The organism is Streptomyces sp. NBC_01237 (genome assembly GCF_035917275.1).
Taxonomy (GTDB): Bacteria; Actinomycetota; Actinomycetes; order Streptomycetales; family Streptomycetaceae; genus Streptomyces.
This window is the reverse complement of record NZ_CP108508.1, coordinates 7,444,240-7,460,300: the sequence shown is the minus strand read 5'-3', so window position 1 is coordinate 7,460,300 and position 16,061 is coordinate 7,444,240. Positions and strand designations below refer to the sequence as shown.

Below are 16,061 nucleotides of genomic sequence, written 5' to 3'. Positions count from 1 at the left end.
CGACTCGGCTGCTGGCTTGCCCAGTTGCGGCTCGCAACCGATAGCATCGCCGGAAAGCCGCCGTCCCCCGTTGCCAGCGCGGCATCATCCGCTACGAAGGTCATTCATGCCCGACAGCCATACCTCCGCATCACGCGGTGGGGTCCGCATCGCACGCGGAGCATCGCCGTGGCTCCTGCCGACCGTCGCCACCGCCGCTCTCAGCCTCGCCCGGGCCCGCAAGTCCGGGCGCTGGGCAGCAGTGGCCGTGCCCACCACCGCGCTCGCGGCGGGCATGCTCTGGTTCTTCCGTGACCCCGAGCGCGAGATCACCGAGGGCCGGGTCATCTCTCCGGCCGACGGTGTGGTGCAGAGCATCATGCCGTGGAAGGACGGGCGCACCCGCGTCGCGATCTTCATGAGCCCTCTGAATGTCCACGTCAACCGGGCGCCGCTGGCCGGCACCGTGACGTCCGTCGAGCACATTCCCGGCGGCTTCGTTCCGGCGTTCAACAAGGAGAGCGAGAACAACGAGCGCGTTGTCTGGCACTTCGACACCGAGCTCGGCGACATCGAGATGGTGCAGATCGCCGGAGCGGTCGCCCGTCGTATCGTGCCGTACCTCCCGCAGGGTACGAAGGTGGAGCAGGGCGAGCGCATCGGTCTGATCCGCTTCGGCTCGCGCGTCGACATCTACCTTCCGGAAGGTATCGATGTCGCGGTCGAGGTCGGCCAGGCCACCACCGCGGGGGTGACTCGAATTGACCGTGATTGATCCAGAGACACAGACAGGCTGGGTGCCGCAGAGCGCCGAGGAGAGCGACTCCGACGGCACGGAGGACATGCCGCTCTCGATGCGGCTGTCGATAGCGGACACCCTCACCCTCGGTAACGCCACGTGCGGATTCATGGCGGTGTACTTCACCACCACGGGCATCCTCATCCCGCACCTCACGGGCAGCGACGAGTCCGGTATGGCCCGGCACTCGGCGGCCACCGCGGTCATCCTCATGCTCATGGCGGCGGTCTTCGACCTGTTCGACGGGCTCGTGGCACGCAAGCTGCGCTCCTCCCCCATGGGCGCCGAGCTGGACAACCTGTCGGACCTGATCAGCTTCGGGCTCGCCCCGGCCTACTTCGTGCTCGTGTACGGAATGGTCGCGGACGACGCCTACCAGCGGGTATCGGCACTGGCGGCGATCGTGGTGCTGCTGGCGGTGGTGCTCAGGCTGGCGAGATTCTCCTGCGTGACGCTGAAGGACGGCATGTTCCAGGGCATGCCGAGCCCCTTCGGAGCGCTGACGGTCGTCTCGATCGTGCTCCTGGAGCTGCCCTTCGTACCGACGCTCCTCGCGATCATCGGTGTGGCGTGGCTGATGGTGAGCCGGGTCGAGTACCCCAAGCCGCGGGGCGTTCTCGCGGTGGCGATGCTCAGCTGGATCGTGGCCGCGATGGGACTGCTCGCCGCTTGGGCCTTCGACGCCCCCGGCGGTCAGCTGCTCCTCCAGACCGGCTGCGCGCTCCAGGTCGTGCTGGGTGCGGTGATCCCGCTCTTCGCGACGGCACGGCGCGTGAACACGTTCCGCGACAACCGGCGCGAGGCACGGGCGGCACAGCTCCCGTAGCCAGAGGACACAGGCACACGTATGAGGGCCCGGATGCTCCCCAGCATCCGGGCCCTCATACGTGTGTCCGCCGTACGCCTGTGTGCTCGCTACCGGGAGGTGTCGGCGGTGGCGAGGGGTTCCAGGCTCCAGATCCGCTCGGTGCGCAGCGGGCCGTTCCGGACCAGGAAGTCGCCATGGCCGGGGACGAGCGCGGCGAGCTGCGAGGCGTGGCACAGGACCGCCTCCCGCTTCGCCGCCCAGCGGTCGTCGTCCAGCCGCAGTTCGTGCCGGACGGTGAGACGGTGGTCGCGCCGCAGCTCCTGGTACGCGAGGCCGTACGCCTCGCTCTCCGCCAGGGCCTCGCACGCCTGCGCGGTGTCCCACTCGGGCAGGTGCCCGGTGTACGGCAGGTCGGCGTACACCCAGGGTGCGGGGGCTCCCGTCTCGGCGAGGACGCGCATGGCGCGCAGCCGTACGGCCCGGTGGTCGCGCTGGTTGGTGCCGAGCGGGGTGAGGACCCGGGTGCCGGGGGCGAGGCTCCTCAGCAGGGTGTCCAGCGCGGTGGGCTGGAGGCCGCCCTCGACGTACGGGCCGTCGGGATGGTCGATCGTCACCTGCTCGACGCCGAGCAGCGCGCAGGCCCGCGCGTCCTCGGCCCGGCGGACCCGGTGGGCCTCCGCGCCGGTGGAGAAGCCGCCGAGGTCGTCCCATCCGGAGGCCGGGACGCCGGCGTCCGGGGCTCCGCCGTGGACGGTGACGACGGCGGTGGGGCCCGGCAGTTCGGGCAGCAGTCCGGCCAGGGACAGCACGGCGTCGTCGAAGTGCGGCGAGAGGATGACGGTGCGCCAGGGGGGTGGTTCGGATATGGGCAGGGAGGACATGTGGTGCTCCGGAAGTGCTGCGGCAGGGGTGGTGGGCGCGAAGGGCCCGGTCGGCCGGACACGGGCCCGGTCGAAATGGAGCTAACCATCACAACCGCGATGAGGTCCAGACCAAACGGCCGACGCATTGCCCCGGGGACGCAACTCCCTCGACGCGTCACACCGGCCCGACGCGTCGCACCGCCCCGACCCGCCGCACCGCTCCGACGCGTCGGCCCGAGAGCCTCGGTCGGCCGCGGCGCACGTCATGAGTCCTTCGATCGGGCGCTGATGGACGTCCGGCTGTTCTCCGTCGCCTCGTCCCACAACGGCGGCATCGCCACTCTGTTCATCGGTCTCGGCGAGTTCGGCATCGTCGCGGTGCTCCCCCGGTGGCTCCAGTTCACGCTCGGAGACAGCGCTCCAGGACTCGCCCTGGTCCCGGTGGCACGAGGACGCCCGAACGGGTCCGGCCGGGGTCGGCCGGGCCCGTTCGGGCGTTCGTCATGGGCTGGGTCCTTCGGCGCCCGATCGGATCGGAGCAGGGCCGGGGCGGGTTCAGCGCGTCAGGGGGTCAGTACGTCAGGGGTGACCGCTTCGACGTGGGTGACCGCTTCGACGTGGGTGACCGCTTCGACCTGGAGGACCCAGCGCGTCACGGCTGCGATACGACGGACCGGCCGGTCACGGCTTCGACGTGAACGACTCGGCGGCCGGGGCCACCGCGGCCGGACGGATCACCTTCAGGCCGCCGGGAGTCCCGGCGTCGGGCTTCATGATGACGCTCTGCCGGGTGGAGGGTGCCGCCGGGTCCGAGAAGTCGTGCGACATCCCGAAGTCCGCCCCGTACCCCTTGATCGTGAGCAGCGCCTTGTCGATTCCCGCGCGGGTGAGGTCCTTGGACTCGCACGCCTTCTTCAGCGCCTCGCCGTAGACGGACGCCGCCGTGTATCCGGCGACGACGCCGTTGTCGAGCCCGTCCTTCGGGTACTGGGCCGCGTAGTCCTTGGCGAGCTTCGACGGGCCGGCGCCCGGGTCACCGATCGGCAGGGTGGAGGCCGCCACGTAGTAGTCCTTGAGCAGGGCGGGACCCGCCTGGGTCTTCAACAGCTGCGGTGCGAAGGCCGAGTTGTTGCCGACGACCGGTACGTCGAACCCGGTGGCGGCCGCCACACCGACGAGCGAGGCGGCCTGGCGCGGGCCCGCGCTCACGACGACCGCCTTCACACCGGCCTGCTTGAGCGCGGCGACCTGGGCGGTCATGTCGTTGTCGGTCGGCTTGATCTTCTGCTCGAACACGCCGAGGCCCAGTTCCTTCGCCGCGTGCTTCGCGCCGGCCAGGGCGTTCTCGCCGTAGTCGCCCTCGAAGTAGACATGGCCGATCCTGTCGCCCTTGGCGATGCGCTTCTCGGTCAGCAGATAGTCGAGCAGGTTGATCGTCTCGATGTCGTACGTGGCGCCGATGACCCGTACGTACTTCGAGCCGAGCAGACTCGCCGACCAGGCCTGCGGCAGGACGAGCCCCTTGTCCTGGCCGTCGATGCGCTGTTCGACGGCGGCGACGAACGGGGAGCCGATGAACTGGGTGAAGCCCAGTACCTCCGGCTCCAGTTCGGTGTAGGCGGCGATGGCCTTCTGCGGGTCGTAGCCGTGGTCACGGACGGTCAGTTCGATCTTCCGGTCACAGATGCCGCCCGCGGCGTTGGTCTCCTTCACCCACAGCTGCTGGGCCTGGGTGACGCTCTTGCCCAGCGAGGCGTACACCCCGGTCATGTCGGTCAGGGCGCCGAGGGAGATCTTCGAGGAGGTGACCCCCTCACCGGTCTTGACCCCGCTCTTGTCCTTCTCGTTGCCGTCCCCCTCGGTGGCCTTCCCGCTGCATCCCACGAGGGTGACGGTGAGGGCCGCGACCACGGCCGTGAGTGCTCTCAGTTTCATTTCTTCTCCCCAGATTTCTTCAGACGCGCGATGCCGCCGGGCAGGAACAGGACCACCGCGACCACCGCGGCGCCGTACAGGTAGCGGGACGCCTCACCCGGTGCGAGTCCGCCCGTACCGGGGGCGGAGACCAGCGGGAGGGAGTCGCTGTAGTGAGTGAGCACCTGCGGGAGCAGGGAGACGAAGGCCGCGCCGACGACCGCCCCCGCGACGCTGCCGAGCCCGCCGATGACGATCATGGCGAGGTATTCGAGCGACAGGATCATGCCGAAGTACTCGGGCACGGTCCGCTGGAAGAGCAGGGCGAGCAGGACGCCCGCCAGGCCCGCGTACATCGAGGACAGGACGAACACCCCGGCCCGGTAGCGGGCCACCGGCACGCCCATCACGCCTGCGGCGATCCGGTGGTCCCGGATGGCGTTCATGGCCCGGCCCGGCCTGCCGCGCAGCACTCCGCGGGCGAACAGGCCACTGACGAGCAGCGCGAGCAGGGCCACGTACCAGAGCTTCTCGGCGGACTGGAACGGTACGGCGGCGATGACGAGCTCACTGTCGTCGAAGGTGAACCCGAACACCGAGAGCGGCGGTACGGCGCGGCCGTTGAAGCCGCCGGTGAGCGAGCCCGCGTTGAACAGCACATGCTGGCCGATGAAGATCAGCGCGAGGGTGGCGATACCGAGGTACGCGCCGCGCAGCCGCCCCGCGATGGGGCTGAAGACCCCGCCCGCGGCTCCCGCGAGCAGCACGGCGAGGATCGCCGCGAGCCAGGTCGGCAGACCGAGACCGCTGAGCGCGTGCCCGTTCTCGGTGCCGCTCTCCCCCGCCAGGATGCAGTAGCTGTACGCGCCCACGGCGAGGAAGAAGGCGTGGCCCATGGAGAGCTGGCCCGTGGCTCCGGTGAGGAGGTTGATGCCGATGGCCCCGATCGCGGCGGCCATCGCGAAGAGCCCGGCCTGGAGCCAGAAGCGGTCCAGGTAGAACGGGAAGGCCAGCAGCAGGACCGAACCGATGAGCAGGAGGTACGTACGGGGGCGGCGCAGCCGGTCGGCGAAGGTTCCCGCGGTCCCGTTCGTGGCCTCGGCCGCGGGCAGGACGGACGTCGCGGTGCTGGGACCGGTGGTGGGTTCGGTGGTGGGTTCGGTGCTGGGACCGGTGGTGGCGTCAGACACGGGCGAGCTCCTTCGTACCGAAGAGTCCCGCGGGCCGGATGAGCAGCACGATCACCATCACCAGGTAGGGCGCGAGATCGCCGATGCCCCGGCCGAGGAAGGAGAGATCGCTCTGGTAGCCGGTGGCGAGCGACTCGGTGACACCGACGATGAGTCCGCCGGCGAGTGCCCCCGTCGTGGAGTCGAGGCCGCCGAGGATCGCGGCGGGGAACGCCTTGAGCGCGGCGAGCGAGGTGGCCCGTTCGAGGCCGGGGGTCGGGAACACGGTGAGGAAGAGCGCGGCGACGGCGGCGAGGGCTCCGGCGACCGCCCACGCGGCGAGCGAGACCCGGCCGAGCTTGATCCCCATCAGCGCCGCGGTCTGCGGGTTCTCGGCGGCGGCCCGCATCGACACACCCCATGAGGTGTAGCGGAAGGCGAGCAGGAACACCGTGATGAGCAGCCCGGCCGCGACGAACGCGGCGATGCGGGTCTGGGCGAGGGTGACCCCGCCGACGGTGACGACCTCGTCGCCCCACGGGTCGCCGAGCGCCAGTACGTCCGTGCCCATGCGGCGGGTGAGTTCGGTGGTCAGCAGGATGTCGACGCCGATGGTGACGATGGCCAGGACGCTGTGGTCGCTGCCCCGGTAGCGGCGCATCACGAAGAACTCGATCGCGGCGCCGACGACCGCGGCACCCGCGATACCGACGCCCAGCGCGGGCCAGAAGCCGATGTCGTCGTGGAGGACCGCGGTGACGTAGCCGCCCGCCAGCAGGAGGGAGGCATGGGCGAAGTTGACGACCTCGGTGGCCTTGAAGATCACGACGAAGCCGAGCGCGATCAGCGCGTAGACCGAACCGATCGACAGCCCGCCGAGGAGGAGTTCGATGAACGTGGTCATTCCGGTGCCCCCAAGTAGGCCTGGACGACGGCCGGGTCGTTCTGGACCTCGGCGGGTGTACCGCCCGCGATCCTGCGTCCGAAGTCGAGTACGGTCACCGCGTCCGCGAGCCGCATCACCACCCCCATGTCGTGCTCGACCAGCACGATCGAGATGCCGAGGCTGTCGCGCACATTCGCCACGACGGCCGCGGTACGGCGCCGTTCGTCGGCGGTCATCCCGGCGATGGGTTCGTCCAGCAGCAGCACCTGTGGCTCCATGCACAGGGCGCGGCCGAACTCGACGAGCTTCTGCTGTCCGTACGGCAGCGCCCCGGCGGGACGCTCCAACTCCTTCTCCAGACCGATGAATTCGGCGATCTCACGGACCCGGTCCAGATGGCGTCGCTCCTCACGGGCGGCGGACGGCAGTCGCAGACCGGTGGCGAGGAACCCGGAGCGGGTGAGGCGGTGGCGGCCGAGCAGCAGGCTGTCGGCGACCGTGGCGTGCGGTGGCAGCGCCAGGTTCTGGAAGGTGCGCGCGACGCCGAGTCCGGCGATCCGGTGCGGCGGGAGGCCGGTCAGCTCGGTGGTGCCCAGGTGGACGCTGCCCGAGGTGGCCCGGTAGACGCCGGAAAGCACGTTGAAGCAGGTGGACTTGCCCGCGCCGTTGGGGCCGATGACGGCGTGCACACTGCCCGGTTCCACGGTGAACGAGACGCCGTCGAGGGCGGTGAGCCCGGCGAAGCGCACGGTCACGTCGCGGACGGTGAGCGCGGTGGGGGCCGGTGCCGCGGTGGCCGCCGGGGTGGCGGAAGGTGCGGTCCTCACGCGGACCACCTGCTCAGGGTGCGCGCGGACCGGCCCGCCGGGTCGGCGTCCTCGGCGGCCGTCTCGTCCACGACGCCGAGATAGCGGCGGCGCACCTCGTCGGACGCCGCGAGTTCGTCGGCCGGTCCGGACAGGGCGACCTCGCCGACGTCCAGGACGTACGCGGTCGAGGCGAGCCGCAGGGCGATGGACGCGTTCTGCTCGACGAGCATGACGGAGGTGCCGGCCGCGTTGATCTCCTGGATGGTCTCGGCGATCCTGGCCGCCATCAGCGGGGCGAGGCCGAGGGACGGCTCGTCCAGCAGGAGCAGCCGGGGCCCGGCCATCAGCGCCCGCCCCATCGCCAGCATCTGCTGCTCGCCGCCGGAGAGCAGCCCGGCCCGCTGGTGCGCGCGTTGGGCGAGCACCGGGAACAGTTCGTGTACGCGGGCCAGCGCGGCGGTCACGTCCTTGCGCCCGCCGCGGGCCCCCAGTGCGCCCGCCCGCAGATTGTCGGCCACCGTCATCCGGGCGAACACCTGTCGCCCTTCCGGCACCTGGACCACTCCCGCGGCCACCACCTGGGCGGGCCGCAGCCCGTCCAGGGGCCGGCCGTCGAAGCGGATGGTGCCCGTGCCCGTTCCGCGGTGGAAGCCGAGGGTCCGCGATACGGCCCGCAGCAGTGTGGTCTTGCCGGCGCCGTTGCCACCGAGTACGGCGGTGATCGCGCCGGCCGGCACGTCGACGGAGACATCGCGCAGGGCCCGTACCGGGCCGTAGCCCACGGACAGCGCGCGGATCTCTAGCGTTGCCATGCGTCCTCCTCCTTCCGCCTTGTCGTGTCGTGTCGTGTTCGAGTGCTGTGGTGCTTGTGTCGCGTCGTGCTGGTGTTGGTGCTGCTGGTGCTCGTGCTGGCGTGATGTTCGTGCGCGGTGCTCGTGCTCGCGTTGTGCTCGTGCGCGGTGCCATGTCACGTGTCGCGTTGCGGGGTGTGCGTCGTGCGGTGCCATGTCACGTGTCGCGTCGTGGGTGCGCTGTGTGTGGTGCGCGATGCGCTGTGCCATGTCAGGTGTCGCGTCGCCGTTGTGTGCGTCGTGTGGTGCCACAGACCAGCACCGGGCGGGCCGGGCGTCCACGGCGCGGGACCGACTCGATGCGGGTGACCAGCGAGCGAAGGGCGTCGTTGTGCACGCGCACAGAGGGCGGTGACACGGGCTGGTGCCCGCTACCGCCGGTGGCATCCTCACCGGGCATGAGCGGCCGCAGAGCCCGCGGAACGGAGCAGAGGATGCAGCGGCGCAGTGACGAGCGGGTCCGGGCACTGCTCGACGCGCTGCTGGAGAGCCGCCCGTCGCCGGGCCTCGCCCGGCGCGCGGCGGCGGGCCTGGGGCTGCCCGAGCGGGGGCGTTACGCGGTGGCCGTCCTGGGCACCGGGCACGGTGGGCCGACCCGGCACGAGCCGGTGCGGTGGGCCCGGGACGCGGACGGCATGCGGTGGTGCTGGCGGACGCGGGCGGACTGTGAGATCGCCGTCGTCGCGCTGGGGGAAGGGAGCCTCACCGGGCCTGCCGCGCTGCTGACGGAGCGGGACGCCGGTCCGGGCGGTATCAGCCCGGTGGTGGACGGCCTGGCCGAACTCGCCCTGGCCCGCAGGCTGGCCGGTTTCGCCCTGCTGACCTGCGCCCCGCGGACGCGGGAGATCGTCCGGCTGGACGAGCGGCTGCCCTCCGCCCTGCTGGTGAGCCGGCCGGAGCTGAGCGCCAGTCTGGTCACCGAGGTGTTCGGACCGCTGCTGGCCCTGGCTCCGGCGGAGCGGGAACTGCTGGTGGGGACGCTGGAGGAGTGGCTGGAGTGCGGTGGGTCGGTGGGACGGACCGCACAACGCCTGCGCTGCCACCGGAACACGGTGTTCAACCGCTTGCGGCGGCTGGAGCGGCTGACGTCGCGCTCGTTGTCGACGCCGCGGGAGCTGATCGAGGTCATGCTGGCGCTGGACGCGTTCCGGCTGCCGCCACCAACGGCACGGCCCGCGGGGCACATAGGGTCCGCGGGGTACGCGGACGGGGGTCCGGGGGCCGGTGACCGCGCCCCCCGACCCCCGTGACCGAACGTGCCGCCCGCCGTCAGCTCAGGAAGTCCCGGGCGATCGAGGCGGCCACCCGCTCCAGCAGCGGCCCGGCCTGGGCCATGGAGACCGCCGGGTCCGGTTCCAGCTCGGTGAGGGCGTAGGCGCGCCGGATGCCCGCGGTGCCCAGCGCCTGTGGCGACAGGGCGAGCCGGCCGCAGACCGCGACGACCTCGATTCCGGCGGCTCGGGCGGCCGCGGCGACGCCCGCCGGGGCCTTGCCGTGCAGGGTCTGCTCGTCCAGCGAGCCCTCGCCGGTGATGACCAGCGTGGCCCGGGCGAGCGCCGGTGCGAAGCCGAGGACGTCCAGCATGACCTCGATGCCCGGCCGGAAGCGGGCGCCGAGGGCGACCAGCGCTCCGTAGCCGATGCCTCCGGCCGCGCCCGCGCCGGGCAGGACGGCGTACTCGGGGCCCAGGACCGAGGCGTAGTGGGTGAGGGCCGCGTCGAGGACCGCGATGTCCTCCTCGGTCGCGCCCTTCTGCCGCCCGTACACCTCGGGGGCGCCCTTCGGCCCGGTCAGCGGGTTGTCCACGTCGCTGGCCAGGATCAGGTCGACGTCCGCGAGGCGCGGGTCGAGCCCCGCCAGATCGGCCTCGGCCAGATCGGCGAGGCCGCCCCCGCCGGGGCCGACGGGCTTGCCGTCCGCGTCCAGGAAGCGGGCGCCGAGCGCGGCCAGCATGCCCGCGCCACCGTCCGTGGTGGCGCTGCCGCCGACCCCGAACACCACGGTCCGGGCGCCCGCGTCGAGCGCGGCCCGCAGCAGTTCGCCGGAGCCGTACGTGGTGGCGGTGAGCGGGGCGAACACCCCTGCGGGGAGGTGCTGGAGGCCCGATGCCTCGGCCATCTCCACCACCGCGGTTCCCTCGCGCAGCGCGTACGCCGCGGTCACCGGCTCCCCGAGCGGACCGGTCACCCGCGCCTCACGGCGTTCGAATCCGGCCGCCACCGCCGCCGCGACCGTGCCGTCGCCACCGTCCGCGACGGGCAGGGTCTCGACCCGTACATCGGGGACGACGGACCGCAGCCCGGCCGTCACCCGCTCCGCGACCTGTACGGCCGTGAGCGATCCCTTGAACTTGTCCGCCGCGACGAGCACGCGCGCGGTCTCCATCTCTGCTCCGTCCGTCACCTTGCATCCCTTGCTTTCGAACAGGCAGTCGCGCCGCCCCGACCCTATCCGCAGGACCCCTGATCTGCCCATGGGCGTCCATAAGCGCACCCGGCCGCCCCACTACGCTGCGTGGGGTGACCACCACTGACTACGCCACGTACATCGCCGGACTCCCCCGGGTCCTGGCAGCCGCTGCCTCGCTGTTCCGGGACGACCGGGGCCGGGTCCTGCTCGTCGAGCCGAACTACCGGGACGGCTGGGCCCTGCCCGGCGGAACGGTCGAGTCCGACACCGGTGAGAGCCCTCGGCAGGGGGCGCGCCGGGAGACGGCCGAGGAGATCGGGCTCGACCTGGAACCGGGCCGGCTGCTCGCCGTCGACTGGACACGCGGCACGGCGCGACCGCCGATCGCCGCGTATCTGTACGACGGAGGGGTGCTGACCGAGGAGCAGTTCGCGGCGATCCGGCTCCAGGAGGAGGAACTCCTGTCCTGGAAGCTGGTGGAGCCCGCCGAACTGGACGACCATCTGCCGGGCACCCTGCGGCTGCGGGTACGGGCGGGGCTGGAGGTGGTGAATTCGGGCGCGGGAACAGTGGAGTTGGAGGACGGCAAGCCGGTCACCTCCTGAACCGGAACCACCTCCGACACGCGCACGCGGCACTCGGACGCAGGACGCCCTCTCGCTTCGATCATCATGCCCATGCCAACCTCCTGGAGTGCCGCCGCGCGCCGGACTCGCTCGTTCACGCGCCATTGGTCCGTCGTGCATCCACGCCCGGCATCATCCGAGCTCCACGACAGCGGAGGGGTCATGCGCAGACTCGAGGGACATTTCGGCGGCCTGTGGAGGACGGCGACAACGGCACTGGCCTGTACGGCGGTTATCGGCACGGCAGGGGGCGCGGCCGCGGCTGCCGCACCCGTCCCCGTACCCGCACGCAACTCCGTATCCGCTCCGGCGCCCGCCCCCTCGACCGCCGCGCGGACCGGCGTACCGGACGGGCAACGGGTGGGCGTTCCGCGCCGGTTGCCGTCGTCGGTCGACGGCGGCGCCTGGCAGTCCGGTCACGTCCAGGGCATGGCCATCGACCGCCGCAAGGGCTTCGTGTACTTCTCGTTCACGAATCTGCTGGTCAAGACCGATCTCAGGGGCAGGCCGGTGGGTTCGGTCACCGGGTTCACCGGCCACCTCGGCGATCTGGACTTCAACGCGCAGGACGGCAGGGTCTACGGCTCGTTGGAGTACAAGGCCGCGAAGTCGTTCTACATCGCGATCCTCGACGGTGACCGCATCAACCGCATGGGCATGGACGCCCAGGCCACGGGTGTCGTCTCGACCGTCTATCTCAAGGAGGTCGTACGGGACTTCACGGCCGACATGAACGGCGACGGGGTCTTCGACGGGGACACCGGCAACACCCCCGACCACCGGTACGGCTGCAGCGGCATCGACGGGGTGGCCTTCGGCCCGGAGTTCGGCAGGAAGCACGGGAAGCAGCGGCTGACCGTCGCGTACGGCGTGTACGCCAACACCGCGCGCACGGACAACGACCACCAGGTCCTGCTCCAGTACGACATCGGACGGTGGAGGACGTACGAGCGCCCGCTGACCGAGGCCGCCCCGCACACCAGCGGCCCCGCCCGGGTCGACGGCAAGTACTTCGCGTACACCGGGAACACCACGTACGGCGTGCAGAATCTGGAGTTCGACGGATACAGCGGCAACTGGCTGCTGGCCGCCTACAAGGGCACCAAGCCGGGCTTCCCCAACTACACGGTCTTCGCTCTCGACGGCTCGAAGAAGCCGGTACGGGGCACCGTCCGCGGGCAGCGGAAGCCCGAGCGCGGGCTGCTGCTCCCGCTGCTGCGCGGGGGCCTGCACGATGCGCCGACCGGGACGTACGGCTGGCCGGCCCCGGGACAGTACGGCCAGTACGGGCTGGTCTCGCTCGACGACGGACGCTTCTACGTGGCGCGCAGCGGCACGGTTCAGGACGGCGGGGTGACCAAGCAGACCGCGACCGCCGTGCTCAACACCTGGACCGGGCGCACCCCGTCGCCGTTCAGCCCTGTTGTCCCTGCGGTCTGACACCCGCACGCGCGGCGACCGGGGCATCGCGGACACGGCCGCGGCCACGGCTCTCGGATACGGGCTAGTGGTCGAGTTCCGCCTGGACGCGGCGCGAGGGCTTGAAGACGTACAGGTCGAGGATCTCCGGAGCGTCCGCGAGCCCCGGCCCGCCCGCCGCCGCCCAGGTCGCGATGTCCGCCACGGCGTCCGGGTCGTTGACCAGACCGAGCCAGACCGGGCGGCCCCCGGCCCGCCGGCCGTCGGACGAGGGCTGGACGACGATGACATTGCCCTGCTCACAGGCGTCCAGGCACTCCACCGCACGCACCGTGGCGGCGGGGCCGAGGGATTCCCGCAACTGGGCGAGCTGCCCGGCATGGTCCACGCCGGGGATCTTCTCCGTCCCGCAGCAGCAGCCCCGGCAGACACTGACGGTGGGCCGGGGCGGGCCCTCGGCGGGGGCGGCCTTGCGGGGGCGTCGGCTCATGCGGGGCACTTCCGGTCGTGACGGGCGCTGATGATCACCGGCGACTCTACCGAGCGCCCTCCGCCTCGAACAGCTACACCCCCGGCGGACCCGGTGGGGTAATGTTGATGGCTGCGAAGGGGAGTAGCCCCGCAAACCGGTCGTCGACACACTGGAGCCCTCGGGTTCCCGGTGGCCGGGCTCGTAGATGCTTACGGGCGGGCGAGACCTTCGGTCAGGTATGACACGCCCGCGCCCTGCGGGCGCTGCCGTCATGCCGGGCCGAGTGGTCCTCCGAAAAGCCCGAACGGCGCTTCGCGAGACCCGGGGCCCGGCTCTCAACAGAAAGCCACCCGGAATGCATCTCGACCCACTGGCGATCCTTACCGCCTTCGGGCTGATCTTCCTCGCGGAGCTCCCCGACAAGACGATGTTCGCCTCGCTGGCCATGGGCACGCGCATGCGTCCGCTCTACGTCTGGTTCGGCACCTCGTCCGCGTTCATCGTGCATGTGGCCATCGCGGTCGGTGCCGGCAGCCTGATCGGGCTGCTGCCCGACTGGATCGTCAAGCTGGTCTCGGCCTCGCTCTTCGCGTTCGGTGCGTTCATGCTGCTGCGCAGCGGGAGCGGCGACGACGAGGAGGACGGCGAGGTCAAGACCGTCACGGGCTTCTGGCCGGTCTACTCGACCGCGTTCATGGCGGTCTTCATCAGCGAATGGGGCGACCTCACCCAGATCACCACCGCCAACCTCGCAGCGAGCAACGGCACCTGGTCCACGGCGATCGGTTCCGCCGCCGCCCTGATGTCCGTCTCCGCGCTGGCACTGCTGGCGGGCCGCTTCATCGCCAAGCGGGTGCCGCTGAAGACCGTTCAGCGCATCGGCGGCTTCTGCATGCTCGGCCTCGCCATCTGGTCGGTCGTGGAGATCTTCACCGCCTGACGCGGCAAGCGTGCGGCGGGAGCCGGGGCCGAGCGGCCCGGCTCCCGCCGCCGGGCCGTCCCGTGGGGGGCTGGTCAGAACAGCGCCGGTACGTCGATCTCCGTACCGTTCTCGAAGGCGAGCAGCCGCTGCTTGCGGTCGAGCCCACCGCCGTATCCGGTGAGGCTGCCCGACGCACCGATGACCCGGTGGCACGGGACGACGATCGAGACCGGATTCTTGCCGTTGGCGAGGCCGACCGCCCGGGAGGCGCCGGGCTTGCCGAGCTGTTCGGCCAGTTCGCCGTAGGAGCGGGTCTCTCCGTACGGGATCTTCAGCAGCTCGGCCCAGACACTCTGCTGGAACGGGGTTCCGGCCAGCCGCAGCGGCAGGTCGAACTCGGTCAGCTCGCCCGCGAAGTACGCGTCCAACTGGCGGATCACCTCGGGGAACGGGCGCGGGTCGGGCTCGCCGAAGGTCTCCTCCGGGGGGCGGTGGCGCTGCCCGGTCATATAGATGGCGGACAGGACACCGTCCGTGGCGACGAGCGTCAGGGGGCCGTACGGGCTGTCGGTGACCGTGTACCGCTTGGTCTCCGCGTGGTCGGCAGACATGGGGTGGGGGTCCTTTCGCGGTCAGGCGGGCAGGTGGTTGATGGGGTGGTCGTCAACGGTCCACAGGTACTGGACCGCGTACGCCCGCCAGGGCCGCCAGTCCGCGGCGCGTGCGGTGAGGGCGGCGGGGGTGGCGGGGAGACCGAGCCGCTCCGCCGCCCTGCGGATGCCGAGATCGGTGGGCAGGAAGGCGTCCGGGTCGCCGAGGGCCCGCATGGCGATCACCTCGACCGTCCAGGGGCCGAAGCCGGGCAGTGCGGTGAGTTCCGCTCGGGACCTGCCCCAGTCGCTGTCGTTGCCCAGGCGCAGCGATCCGTCGGCGAGGGCGGTGACGAGCGTGGTGAGGGTGGTACGGCGGCTGCGGGGCAGGGCGAGCGACTCGGGGTCGAGCCCCGCCAGCGCCTCCGGGGTGGGGAAGAGGTGGGTCAGGCCCCCCTCGGGGTCCTCGACGGGGACACCGTGGGCGGTGACCAGCCGGGCCGCGTGGGTACGGGCGGCGGCGGTGGAGACCTGTTGGCCGAGCACCGCCCGTACGGCGAACTCCGCCGCGTCGACGGTGCGCGGCACACGCCTTCCCGGGGCCTTGTCGACCAGCGGGGCGAGCAGCGGGTCGGTGCGCAGCTGCTCGTCGACGGCGACCGGATCGGCGTCCAGGTCGAGCAGCCAGCGGCAGCGGCTGATGGCGAGCGTGAGATCGCGCGGGTCGGTGAGGGAGAGCCGGCAGGCGATGTGGTCGGACTGCGGGGCCAGGGCGACGATGCCGTGCCCGTACGGGAGGGTGAGCGTGCGGCGGTAGGCGCCGTCGCGCCATTCCTCGACGCCGGGCACGGCGGTCGCGGCGAGGTGCCCGAAGAGGTTGCTGGGGTTGAGCGGGGCCCGGTACGGCAGCCGCAGCGCGATGACGCCGGGGGTGGCGGGCGCCTTGGGCCCCCGGGCGGCCCGGGTGCGCAGTTCGCCGGGGGCGAGGGCGAAGACCTCGCGGACGGTGTCGTTGAAGGTGCGGATGGAGGCGAAACCGGCGGCGAACGCCACCTCGGCCATGGGGAGCGCGGTGGTCTCGATGAGCAGGCGGGCGGTCTGGGCCCGCTGGGCGCGGGCCAGGGCCAGGGGTCCGGCGCCCAGCTCGGCGAGGAGCTGGCGCTCGATCTGCCGGGCGGAGTAGCCGAGCCGGGCCGCGAGACCCGGTACGCCCTCACGGTCGACGACCCCGTCCTGGATGAGTCGCATGGCACGGGCCACCGAGTCGGCGCGGGCGTTCCACTCCGGGGAGCCGGGGCTGGTGTCGGGCCGGCAGCGCTTGCAGGCCCGGAATCCGGCCTGCTGACAGGCGGCGGCGCTGGGGTAGAAGGTCATGTTGCGGACCTTGGGCGGTACGACGGGGCAGCTGGGACGGCAGTAGATCCGGGTGGTGAGGACCGCGGTGAAGAACCAGCCGTCGAAGCGGGCGTCCTTGGACTGGACCGCCCGCACGCAGCGCTCGGTGTCGGTGTGCATGGTTCAAGCATCGGTCACCGGCGAGGGCAG

General features: G+C 71.7%; 16 protein-coding genes. 6 read left to right on the top strand and 10 right to left on the bottom strand.

The genetic code is table 11. The annotated features are described in order from the left end of the window. The first annotated feature begins 106 nt into the window (after positions 1–106). Both OG251_RS33125 and pssA read left to right on the top strand, forming a co-directional pair. Entirely contained in the window at positions 107–754 is a 648-nt protein-coding gene (locus OG251_RS33125) for a phosphatidylserine decarboxylase (protein WP_326680546.1), read from the top strand. Continuing rightward, entirely contained in the window at positions 741–1,604 is an 864-nt protein-coding gene (gene pssA, locus OG251_RS33120; RefSeq protein WP_385888139.1) for a CDP-diacylglycerol--serine O-phosphatidyltransferase, read from the top strand. Before OG251_RS33125 ends, pssA begins: the two co-directional genes overlap by 14 nt. Positions 1,605–1,693: 89 nt before the next feature. Here pssA and OG251_RS33115 read toward each other — a convergent pair whose 3' ends face one another. From OG251_RS33115 to OG251_RS33085, 6 genes are all read right to left on the bottom strand, one after another. Next, positions 1,694–2,467: a PIG-L deacetylase family protein gene (locus tag OG251_RS33115; RefSeq protein ID WP_326680544.1), complete on the bottom strand. Its 774-nt coding sequence runs from the start codon at positions 2,465–2,467 to the stop codon at positions 1,694–1,696. Between the two features lie 663 nt (positions 2,468–3,130). Then, positions 3,131–4,384: an ABC transporter substrate-binding protein gene (locus OG251_RS33105; RefSeq protein ID WP_326680543.1), complete on the bottom strand. Its 1,254-nt coding sequence runs from the start codon at positions 4,382–4,384 to the stop codon at positions 3,131–3,133. Then, positions 4,381–5,475 (bottom strand): branched-chain amino acid ABC transporter permease, encoded by a 1,095-nt coding sequence (locus tag OG251_RS33100; RefSeq protein WP_326681502.1) that lies wholly within the window; start codon positions 5,473–5,475, stop codon positions 4,381–4,383. The genes OG251_RS33105 and OG251_RS33100 overlap by 4 nt, the downstream gene beginning before the upstream one ends. Positions 5,476–5,545: 70 nt before the next feature. Continuing rightward, positions 5,546–6,436 carry a branched-chain amino acid ABC transporter permease gene (locus OG251_RS33095; RefSeq protein ID WP_073722837.1) on the bottom strand — a complete coding sequence of 297 codons (891 nt, stop codon included), beginning with the start codon at positions 6,434–6,436 and terminating at the stop codon, positions 5,546–5,548. Next, a complete protein-coding gene (locus tag OG251_RS33090) occupies positions 6,433–7,254 on the bottom strand; it encodes an ABC transporter ATP-binding protein (protein WP_442818392.1) in 822 nt (273 codons plus the stop codon). The genes OG251_RS33095 and OG251_RS33090 overlap by 4 nt, the downstream gene beginning before the upstream one ends. Then, positions 7,242–8,039, bottom strand: coding sequence for an ABC transporter ATP-binding protein (locus OG251_RS33085; RefSeq protein ID WP_326680541.1), 798 nt, complete (start codon positions 8,037–8,039; stop codon positions 7,242–7,244). The genes OG251_RS33090 and OG251_RS33085 overlap by 13 nt, the downstream gene beginning before the upstream one ends. A gap of 473 nt (positions 8,040–8,512) precedes the next feature. Between OG251_RS33085 and OG251_RS33080 the strand changes: the two genes are divergently transcribed. Further along, positions 8,513–9,328 (top strand): PucR family transcriptional regulator, encoded by an 816-nt coding sequence (locus OG251_RS33080; protein ID WP_326680540.1) that lies wholly within the window; start codon positions 8,513–8,515, stop codon positions 9,326–9,328. A gap of 19 nt (positions 9,329–9,347) precedes the next feature. Here the strand turns inward: OG251_RS33080 and OG251_RS33075 are convergent, their stop codons facing one another. Then, on the bottom strand, positions 9,348–10,463 hold the full coding sequence (locus OG251_RS33075; protein ID WP_326681501.1) for a glycerate kinase: 1,116 nt from the start codon (positions 10,461–10,463) through the stop codon (positions 9,348–9,350). 134 nt (positions 10,464–10,597) lie between these two features. On the opposite strand from OG251_RS33075, the gene OG251_RS33070 reads away from it, so the two are divergent. After that, entirely contained in the window at positions 10,598–11,092 is a 495-nt protein-coding gene (locus OG251_RS33070) for an NUDIX hydrolase (protein WP_326680539.1), read from the top strand. Between the two features lie 183 nt (positions 11,093–11,275). Continuing rightward, positions 11,276–12,553 (top strand): hypothetical protein, encoded by a 1,278-nt coding sequence (locus tag OG251_RS33065; RefSeq protein ID WP_326680538.1) that lies wholly within the window; start codon positions 11,276–11,278, stop codon positions 12,551–12,553. Positions 12,554–12,617: 64 nt separating this feature from the next. On the opposite strand, the gene OG251_RS33060 is transcribed toward OG251_RS33065, so the two are convergent. Next, positions 12,618–13,022 carry a (2Fe-2S) ferredoxin domain-containing protein gene (locus tag OG251_RS33060; RefSeq protein WP_326680537.1) on the bottom strand — a complete coding sequence of 135 codons (405 nt, stop codon included), beginning with the start codon at positions 13,020–13,022 and terminating at the stop codon, positions 12,618–12,620. Positions 13,023–13,359: 337 nt separating this feature from the next. On the opposite strand from OG251_RS33060, the gene OG251_RS33055 reads away from it, so the two are divergent. Continuing rightward, positions 13,360–13,944, top strand: a complete 585-nt coding sequence (locus tag OG251_RS33055) for a TMEM165/GDT1 family protein (RefSeq protein WP_073722850.1) — start codon at positions 13,360–13,362, stop codon at positions 13,942–13,944. A gap of 74 nt (positions 13,945–14,018) precedes the next feature. On the opposite strand, the gene OG251_RS33050 is transcribed toward OG251_RS33055, so the two are convergent. Beyond that, entirely contained in the window at positions 14,019–14,537 is a 519-nt protein-coding gene (locus OG251_RS33050) for a methylated-DNA--[protein]-cysteine S-methyltransferase (RefSeq protein ID WP_326680536.1), read from the bottom strand. A gap of 21 nt (positions 14,538–14,558) precedes the next feature. Further along, positions 14,559–16,031 carry an AlkA N-terminal domain-containing protein gene (locus OG251_RS33045; protein ID WP_326680535.1) on the bottom strand — a complete coding sequence of 491 codons (1,473 nt, stop codon included), beginning with the start codon at positions 16,029–16,031 and terminating at the stop codon, positions 14,559–14,561. Between the last annotated feature and the right edge of the window lie 30 nt (positions 16,032–16,061).

Bases quoted from the DNA above. Each gene is read 5' to 3' on its own strand.
- OG251_RS33125 (WP_326680546.1), top strand. From the start codon at position 107: ATGCCCGACAGCCATACCTCCGCATCACGCGGTGGGGTCCGCATCGCA.
- OG251_RS33115 (WP_326680544.1), bottom strand. From the start codon at position 2,467: ATGTCCTCCCTGCCCATATCCGAACCACCCCCCTGGCGCACCGTCATC.
- OG251_RS33105 (WP_326680543.1), bottom strand. From the start codon at position 4,384: ATGAAACTGAGAGCACTCACGGCCGTGGTCGCGGCCCTCACCGTCACC.
- OG251_RS33095 (WP_073722837.1), bottom strand. From the start codon at position 6,436: ATGACCACGTTCATCGAACTCCTCCTCGGCGGGCTGTCGATCGGTTCG.
- OG251_RS33085 (WP_326680541.1), bottom strand. From the start codon at position 8,039: ATGGCAACGCTAGAGATCCGCGCGCTGTCCGTGGGCTACGGCCCGGTA.
- OG251_RS33080 (WP_326680540.1), top strand. From the start codon at position 8,513: ATGCAGCGGCGCAGTGACGAGCGGGTCCGGGCACTGCTCGACGCGCTG.
- OG251_RS33075 (WP_326681501.1), bottom strand. From the start codon at position 10,463: ATGGAGACCGCGCGCGTGCTCGTCGCGGCGGACAAGTTCAAGGGATCG.
- OG251_RS33065 (WP_326680538.1), top strand. From the start codon at position 11,276: ATGCGCAGACTCGAGGGACATTTCGGCGGCCTGTGGAGGACGGCGACA.
- OG251_RS33060 (WP_326680537.1), bottom strand. From the start codon at position 13,022: ATGAGCCGACGCCCCCGCAAGGCCGCCCCCGCCGAGGGCCCGCCCCGG.
- OG251_RS33055 (WP_073722850.1), top strand. From the start codon at position 13,360: ATGCATCTCGACCCACTGGCGATCCTTACCGCCTTCGGGCTGATCTTC.
- OG251_RS33050 (WP_326680536.1), bottom strand. From the start codon at position 14,537: ATGTCTGCCGACCACGCGGAGACCAAGCGGTACACGGTCACCGACAGC.
- OG251_RS33045 (WP_326680535.1), bottom strand. From the start codon at position 16,031: ATGCACACCGACACCGAGCGCTGCGTGCGGGCGGTCCAGTCCAAGGAC.